Below are 7,793 nucleotides of genomic sequence, written 5' to 3' on the forward strand. Positions count from 1 at the left end.
CAGGGCTGGCAGGCACAGCGCCGATCGCTCCCGCTTCGTACCATCAGGACCATCAAGCCAGCGCTCTCCAGCCCGGCGGCGCCAGGATCTGCCTGCAGCGCGTCACTCTATCCCTCCCGCAGGACAATCTGCCGCAGGGCCTGGCCGGCTTCAGCAGGGCGCTCCGTCTCAACGCCCGCCACGCCGCGGCCTCTTCCAGCCCTGGTACGCGCTTTCTTGAGCCGGTCCCTGGCCGTTGCGATGTGCTGACGGTAATCGAGAAAAGGGCGCTGGCAATGGTGCGCGAGGCCATGCGCCGCCAGCAGTCCTGAATCAGGAGCCTCGCGCGCTGGCTCTTCTTGCATCGAGCCAGCGGCTTTCTCTATACTATCAGCTGGCTATACCAGTATGCCACTGGGAATGCGCCAGGGCCAGCAGGCGTATCAGCGGAGGAGAGAGGAGAGACGAGGTGATGCAGGATCTGACAGGAGCAGAGTTTGAGGGCTATCGGTTGTTGGGCCTGCTCGGGAGGGGCAGCCTGGGCCAGGTCTATCTGGCCCGCAGGACGAGCGAGGAGGCCGAGGGGAGAGCCGCGCCGCCTCTGGCTCTTAAGGTACTGAACACGCCCGCGCTCAGGAAGGCGGAGCTGCCTCCCTTGTTCGCCGCGCTGCTGGCTTTGCGGGCGCTTCGCCATGAGCAGCTGCTGCCACTGCTGGACTTCGGCTACGACAGCGCGCGTCGTCTGCTCTTTGTGGTGCTGCCCTATGTCGCCGCTGGCTCTCTGCGCGCGCGCCATCCTCACGGCTCCCGCCTGCCCCTGCTTACGGTGGTGCGCTACGCGACGCAGCTCGCTTCGGCGCTGCAGGCCGCCCATGAGGCCAGCTGGTTGCACGCTCATTTGAAGCCGGAGAACGTGCTGCTCGCCGACGATGAGCGGCTCTTGTTGAGTGAGGTGGGCCTCTGGACAGTGCTGCAGCCTTTTACGAGAGGGACCGCTGCCTGGCTTGCGGGCGAGCTGACGGCCTCCTCCTATCAGGCCCCTGAGCAGCTGGCCGGGCAGCCTGTGGCGGCCAGCGACCAGTATGGGCTGGCGGCGCTCTGCTACGAATGGCTGACGGGCGCCCTACCACAGCGCCTGGAGGAGGGCGGAACGCTGCAGTCGCTGCGGGCCAGCGCGCCGGAGCTGAGCACGGCAGTTGAGCAGGTGCTGGCTCAGGCGCTGGCCCCTGATCCGGCCAGGCGCTTCCTTTCCGTGCAGGCTTTTGCCGAGGCTCTCAGCCGGGCCGCCGCCGCCCTGGAGGTGGCTATTCCCCAGGAGCGCGAGCTGGTTGAGCTGTGGCTGCAGCAAGGCAACGAGCACTATCGTCAGGGACGCCGCCAGGAGGCCCTGGCCGCCTTCGGCGAGGCGCTGCGTCTCGATCCACGCAACGTTTACGCCTACAATCGGCGCGGCCAGGTCTATGCTGAGCTGGGACGCACTGAGGAGGCCCTGGCCGACTTCAATGCCGCTATTCGTCTGGCTCCTTCCGACCCGACGGCCTACCACCATCGCGGCTTTCTGGCGCTGCAACAGGACCGGCTGGAGCAGGCGCTGGAGGACTATACGACGGTGCTGCGCCTGGAGCCGGGGCGCGCGGTGAGCTATAACAATCGCGGGCGCATCTATCTGGAGCTGGGACGCCCTGGCGAGGCCCTGGCCGATCTGAATGAGGCCCTTCGCCTCGACCCCGCCTATGCCCCGGCCTATTTTAATCGCGGCAACGCTTATGAGGAGCTGGGAGAGCCAGAGCGGGCTATCGCTGACTATACGGAGGCGCTGCGCCTTGATCCATCGCATGCCCCGGCCTCCTTCCATCGTGGGCTGCTCTATCAGCAAGAGGGCGAGCTGGAGCGGGCGCTGGCCGATCTCGACGAGGCCATCCACCTGGATACCAGCGATGCCGCCGCCTATCTGGCACGCGGCGAGGTCTATCTGGCCTTGGGTCAGGCTGCTCAGGCCCTGGCCGATTTCGAGCAGACGCTTCGCCTTGATCCCCACAACGCCGGGGCCTATCTGCAGCGCGGCTTGCTGCGGCGACGCCAGGGAGAGGAGGCTCAGGCCCTGGCCGACCTGAGCACGGCTATCCGCCTGGCGCCCGCCGATCCCCTGGCCTATCGAGAGCGCGCCAGCCTGTATGAGGAGCAGGGCGACTTTGATCGGGCGCTCTCGGATCTGGATCAGGCCATCCACCTGGCTCCTGCTGAGGCCCTCAGCTATGCTCAGCGCGGTAATCTCCGCCAGCAACGGGGGGAGATCGAGGAGGCCCTGGCCGACTTCGAGCAGGCGCTTCGCCTTGATCCCAGCCTGGCGGCGGCTTACTTTGATCGGGCTGTGCTCTACGCGGAGCTGGGCGAGCTGGAGCTGGCCCTGAGCGATCTCAACGAAGCTCTTCGCCTGGCCCCCGAGACTGCCGAGGCCTATTATTATCGCGGCCTGCTCTACGCCGATCTGGGCCAGCTCCAGGAGGCCATCACCGACCTCAGTGAGGCCCTTCGCCTCCGTCCCGACGATGCCGCCCTGTACCGGGAACGGGCGCGCCTCTACGAGCTGCAGGGGCGACTTCAGTACGCGCTGGCCGATCTGGAGCGCGCCCGACGCTACGCGCCAGAGGATGAGGAGATCTGGCAGACCCTGCAGCGGGTTCGGCAGCTTTTGCACTCACAGGGAGACTGAGCCTCTCTCTTGCTCTGCTTCTCTGACCTCCTGCCCAGCCGCCAGTATTTGCCCTGACCGCGAGGGTGTGCTATGCTATCCGCGTTTATACTATAGCGGTGCAGGCCACTGCCACGCTCGCGCTCTGCCGACTCCAGATCTACCGATCCTGCGCGCTCTCATTTGAAATCAAAGGAAAGGAGACGTCCCTGATGCTCCCCGATCTTTCTGGCCAGCGCCTCGGTCGCTACCAGCTTATCCGCCTGCTAGGCCACGGCCCTCTCGGCCAGGTCTATCTGGCCGAGGACCAGGAGCAACGGTTAGCAGAGCCTGTCGTGCTCAAACTCCTTACGGCTTTTCCCTCCTCCCCAGCACAAGCCGAGGGCTTTCAGGATGAGATCCGCTTCTTGAGGCGGCTCTCTTTTCAGAGCTTTCTGCCCTGGCTCGACTCCGGCTTCGATTCCGTCCTCTCGCTCCCTTTCTTAGTCCGGGCTTACGTTCCCGGCAGTTCCTTGCGCGCCCATCATCCCAGTGGCTCCCGTCTCTCTCTCTCTACTGTGCTAGACTATGTGAACAAGATCGTTCCCGCCCTGCAGGAGCTGCATGATCTTCACCTGCCCCATGCACGTCTGAAGCCCGAGAACGTCTGGCTGGATGCTCATGGGCACCTGCTGCTCAGCGACGGTGTTCTCACTTTCCCCGAAGCCGATCCCGATAGGCAGACCCCTTCTCCCTACCTGGCCCCCGAGCAGCGGCAGGATCAGGCGCAACTCGCCAGCGATCAGTATGCCCTGGCAGTCATGATCTACGAGTGGCTGGCCGGCGAGCTGCCCACTCTCGGTAGCACCGACCAGCCAGCCCTGCAGCTTCCTCCCCTTGCCGCTGACGATGAGGCCCCTGGTATCCAGGCCGCCTTCGAGCTGGCGCTGCAGCGCGCCCTGGCTCCCCAGCCCACTGAGCGCTTTGCTTCTGTACGCGACTTCGCTGCCGCTCTCGAGCAGGCCACTATCGGAAGTCCACCTGCTCCCTCAGAAGAGGTCGAGGAGCTGCTCCAGCAGTTTCAGAGCGCCTATGAGAAGGAGGACTACAACCAGGCTCTGGCCATTTTGAATGAGGTTATCCGCCTCGCTCCTGGTCATTCCGACGCTTATCTCTACCGCGGCCTCTACTACCTGATTCACAACCAGGGCGATCAGGCACGGGCCAACTTTGACGCAGCTATCCGCAACGATCCCCTGAACGCGGAGGCCTACCTCTGGCGCGGCGCCATCTTCAGTCTCCAGGACCATCGCGAGCTGGCCCTCGCTGACTTCAACGAGGCCATCCGCCTCCAACCTGATCTTGCCAGAAGCCACAGCCACCGCGGTCTCTTCTATCAACGGCAAGGAGAGCATGAGCTGGCTCTCGCCGACTTCAACGAGGCCATCCGCCTCAATCCTACAGACGCGCAACTGTATAGCGACCGCGGCTCGCTCCATCACGAGATGGGGCGGCTCGACCTGGCTCTCGCCGACTTCAATGAGGCCATCCGCCTCGATCCTACAGACGCTCAAGTCTATAGCGACCGCGGCTCCGTTCATCGCGAGATGGGGCGGCCCGACCTGGCTCTCGCCGACTTCAATGAGGCCATCCGCCTCGATCCTACAGACGCCCAACTGTACAACTATCGGGCTGTGCTTCATCGCGACCTGGAGCAGCTCGATCTGGCTCTCGACGACCTCAATGAAGCCATCCGTCTCGATCCCACCACCGCCCAACTGTACCACCATCGGGCTGTGGTTCATCGCGACCTGGAGCAGCTCGATCTGGCTCTCGCCGACTTCAACGAGGCCATCCGCCTCGATCCCACTAACTCCCAACAGTACAGCAACCGCGGCGCCCTTCATCACCAGATGAAGCAGCCCGAGCTGGCTCTCGCCGACTTCAACGAGGCCATCCGCCTCGATCCCACTAACTCCCAACAGTACAGCGACCGCGGCTTCCTTCACCGCGAGATGAACCAGCTCGATCTGGCTCTCGCCGACTTCAACGAGGCTATCCACCTCGATCCCACCAACCTCGAATTCTACCTGCACCGCGCCTCGCTTCACCGCGAGATGAACCAGCTCGATCTGGCTCTCGCCGACCTCAACGAGGCCATCCGCCTCGATTCCACCAACGCCGAACTGTACAACTATCGGGCAGCGCTTCATCGCGACCTGGAGCAGCTCGATCTGGCTCTCGCCGACTTCAACGAGGCCATCCGTCTCGATCCCACAGACGCCGAGCTGTACCTCCATCGGGCAGCGCTTCATCGCGACCTGGAGCAGCTCGATCTGGCTCTCGCCGACCTCAATGAAGCCATCCGCCTCCAACCTGATCTTGTCAAGAGCTACGCCTTCCGCGGCTTCCTCTACCAACGGCAAGGAAAGTATGAGCTGGCTCTCGCCGATTTCAACAAGGCCATCCGCCTCGCTCCTACCAACACCTACCTGTACAGCTATCGGGCTATGCTTCATCGCGAGATGAACCGGCTCGATCTGGCTCTCGCTGACCTCAACGAGGCCATCCGCCTCGATCCCACTAACGCCGAACTGTACAGCTATCGCGGCGAGTTGCGTAGTCATGCGAGCCAGTTCGAGCCGGCTCTCGCCGACTTCAACGAGGCTATCCGTCTCGATCCCACTAACGCCAAAGCCTATCTGAGGCGTTGCCTCCTTCACCGGCTGCAAGGCCACTACGATCTCGCGTTGGCCGACCTCAACCGGATACTACAGCTCTTCCCTGACGATCCAGATCTCTACCTTGATCGCGCTCAGCTTTACGAAGAGATGGGGGATTTCACCAGCGCCCTCTCTGACTACCATGAGGCGATCCGCCTTGCTCCGACCTACGTCCGCGCTTATAACCACCGCGGCCTCCTTTATCGAGAGCAGGGTCAATATGATCTGGCTCTGGCTGACCTCAATGAGGCCATCCGCCTCAATCCTACCGATGCCTCCAGTTACAATAACCGCGCCCTCATTCATGAGAAGTTAGGGAACCTCTCTCAGGCCCTCAGCGACTACAATCAGGCGATTCAGCTCGATCCCGGCCATACGGCGGCTTATAACAACCGCGCCCTCCTCTACCAGTCGCTGGGCAATTTCGAGCCCGCGCTGGACGACTTCAATGAGGCCATTCGTCTGAATCCGTATCTCGCGCTTCTCTACTACCATCGTGGCCGGCTCTATGCCAGCAATGGGATGTTAGCAGAGGCTATCGCTGATCTGGAGCAGGCTTATCTCCTCTCTCCCGACAACGAGAGCATTCGCCATGAGTTAGAGCAGGCTCGGCAGGCGCGCAAACGGCGCAGACATTGATCACCCAGGCGAGCTGCACCATGCACTCACGCCCTGGCCATCCCCGGTCTTCCGATGAGCCAGCCGTGCTTCCCGCTCGCTCTCCCTCACAGGCAGGAGGTCAGGGGAGGTGGCCCCCCTCCCTTTCTCTCCTTCGGTAGCCTCTGAGCAGTTCCAGGATCAGCCGACACGCACTGGCTCTCGGCTCTCAGGGGGTCCCTGCCCCTCGGTTTGGAAGAGCGCGCTCCCTCTCCGCTTGCTCAGCCCTTCGATCCCTGACAGGCTCCACCTTTTTTGGTTCAGCAGCCGGGCCTTGCCTCAACTGGACGACAATGTTATACTCTAGGGTGGATGTTGTGACCTTTGAACCGCTGGATCGCCGCCAGAGTACCAGGTCAACCCTCTTGAGGATACTGAAAGGCGAGAAGGATGGAGAAAGCACAAGAGTCGGCTACCTCTGCTGCGTTTTCAACACCATCACGTCCACAACAACAGCAGCCGCTCAGGCCGATTACCCAGCTGTGCCCCCGCTACGAGCACGCGATGCAGATCCTCGGCAAGCGCTGGACCGGCCTGCTGATCGCGTCGTTGCTGGATGGCCCGCGCCGCTTTGGCGAGTTGACCACGATCGTCGGCGGCCTCTCCGACCGCGTGCTCTCCGAGCGCCTGCGCGAGCTGGAACAGGAGGGCATCGTCGAGCGCGTCGTCTACCCACACATTCCTGTGCGCGTCGAATACCAGTTGACAGAGAAGGGCCGCGCGCTGAAGCCGGTGATCGATGCCATCCACGCCTGGGCTGAGCGGTGGATCGAGTTGCCTCTTCCTCCATCTTCGTGCCAGCCTTCAGCGATGGATTCATCTTCAGCTTCCTCCTGCTCCGAGGGAGAAACCTGCCCTCGCGAGGCCTAACTTCGCTCGCATCCCTGGCAGATAGATTGACCTTCCTTCCCCCTGCTGCTATACTCGTCTTCGCTCAGGCAGGCAGGCACCGTTCATCAGTGGCGGTCTGTACTGCTTTTGCCTCACTCCTTCTTTCTTTCTTTCTTATCAAGACTCTGTAAGGAGAAGTGCGCACATGGAAAATTTATGGGCTCCCTGGCGCATGGCCTATATCACGCCCAAGGACCAACAGGCGAAGTCGGAGGAGTGCATCTTTTGCAGCAAGCCCGCCGCCAACGACGATGCCCGCAATCATATCGTCTACCGCGGCGAGCGCTGCTTTATGATGCTCAATCTCTATCCATACAATAACGGCCACTTGATGATCGCTCCTTACCACCACGTGCCCAGCATCACGGAGCTGGAGGCGGAGACGCTCGGCGAGCTGATGGCTCAGGCCCAGCTGGCTCTGCGCGCGCTGCGCAGGCTGATGGCCCCCGATGGCTTCAATCTGGGGATCAATGAGGGGAAGGTGGCCGGCGCCGGCTTCGCCGAACATATGCATCTGCACATAGTGCCGCGCTGGCTCGGCGATACGAATTTTATGCCAGTGATTGCCGATGTGAAGGTGATCCCCGAGCATCTCGATAATGTCTATCGCCAGCTTAAGGAGACGATCGAGACGCTGCTGCACAGTTGAGCCTGGGGGGAACGATGGCTGTGTCGGGAGCGACTGGCATGCGGCGGAAGACGAGCGACACGAGATCAGTGGCAGCGACAACAATACGGCCCTGGCGCTCGCCGCTCCAGGGTATCAAAGGCCGCTTGGGAGGAATGCCATTGGTATACGCTTCGGCAAGCCAGGTAAAGCGCCCAGGCCTACGCAGTCCCGCCACCCTACGGGACGCTCCACACCTGCACTA

At 62.5% G+C, this 7,793-nt stretch carries 5 protein-coding genes; 4 read left to right on the top strand and 1 reads right to left on the bottom strand.

Translation table 11 applies throughout. The features are described 5' to 3' along the window. Positions 1-107: 107 nt before the first annotated feature. Positions 108-344: a hypothetical protein gene (locus BGC09_RS18040; RefSeq protein ID WP_069805625.1), complete on the bottom strand. Its 237-nt coding sequence runs from the start codon at positions 342-344 to the stop codon at positions 108-110. A gap of 107 nt (positions 345-451) precedes the next feature. On the opposite strand from BGC09_RS18040, the gene BGC09_RS18045 reads away from it, so the two are divergent. The 4 genes from BGC09_RS18045 (at position 452) to BGC09_RS18060 (ending at position 7,570) form a co-directional block, all read left to right on the top strand. Continuing rightward, the gene (locus BGC09_RS18045; RefSeq protein ID WP_069805626.1) at positions 452-2,692 is read left to right on the top strand and encodes a tetratricopeptide repeat protein; all 2,241 of its coding nucleotides are present in this window, start codon (positions 452-454) and stop codon (positions 2,690-2,692) included. A 191-nt stretch (positions 2,693-2,883) separates the two neighbouring features. After that, a complete protein-coding gene (locus tag BGC09_RS18050; protein ID WP_069805627.1) occupies positions 2,884-6,012 on the top strand; it encodes a serine/threonine-protein kinase in 3,129 nt (1,042 codons plus the stop codon). Between the two features lie 408 nt (positions 6,013-6,420). Then, the gene (locus tag BGC09_RS23430; RefSeq protein ID WP_084659077.1) at positions 6,421-6,900 is read left to right on the top strand and encodes a winged helix-turn-helix transcriptional regulator; all 480 of its coding nucleotides are present in this window, start codon (positions 6,421-6,423) and stop codon (positions 6,898-6,900) included. A 166-nt stretch (positions 6,901-7,066) separates the two neighbouring features. After that, positions 7,067-7,570, top strand: a complete 504-nt coding sequence (locus BGC09_RS18060) for an HIT family protein (protein WP_069805628.1) — start codon at positions 7,067-7,069, stop codon at positions 7,568-7,570. The last annotated feature ends 223 nt before the right edge of the window (positions 7,571-7,793 follow it).

The organism is Thermogemmatispora onikobensis (assembly GCF_001748285.1).
In the GTDB taxonomy this organism is placed as follows: Bacteria; Chloroflexota; Ktedonobacteria; order Ktedonobacterales; family Ktedonobacteraceae; genus Thermogemmatispora; species Thermogemmatispora onikobensis.

What these genes read in the sequence shown, in the direction of transcription:
- BGC09_RS18040 (WP_069805625.1), bottom strand. Translation starts at nt 344, where the DNA reads ATGCAAGAAGAGCCAGCGCGCGAGGCTCCTGATTCAGGACTGCTGGCG.
- BGC09_RS18045 (WP_069805626.1), top strand. Translation starts at nt 452, where the DNA reads ATGCAGGATCTGACAGGAGCAGAGTTTGAGGGCTATCGGTTGTTGGGC.
- BGC09_RS18050 (WP_069805627.1), top strand. Translation starts at nt 2,884, where the DNA reads ATGCTCCCCGATCTTTCTGGCCAGCGCCTCGGTCGCTACCAGCTTATC.
- BGC09_RS23430 (WP_084659077.1), top strand. Translation starts at nt 6,421, where the DNA reads ATGGAGAAAGCACAAGAGTCGGCTACCTCTGCTGCGTTTTCAACACCA.
- BGC09_RS18060 (WP_069805628.1), top strand. Translation starts at nt 7,067, where the DNA reads ATGGAAAATTTATGGGCTCCCTGGCGCATGGCCTATATCACGCCCAAG.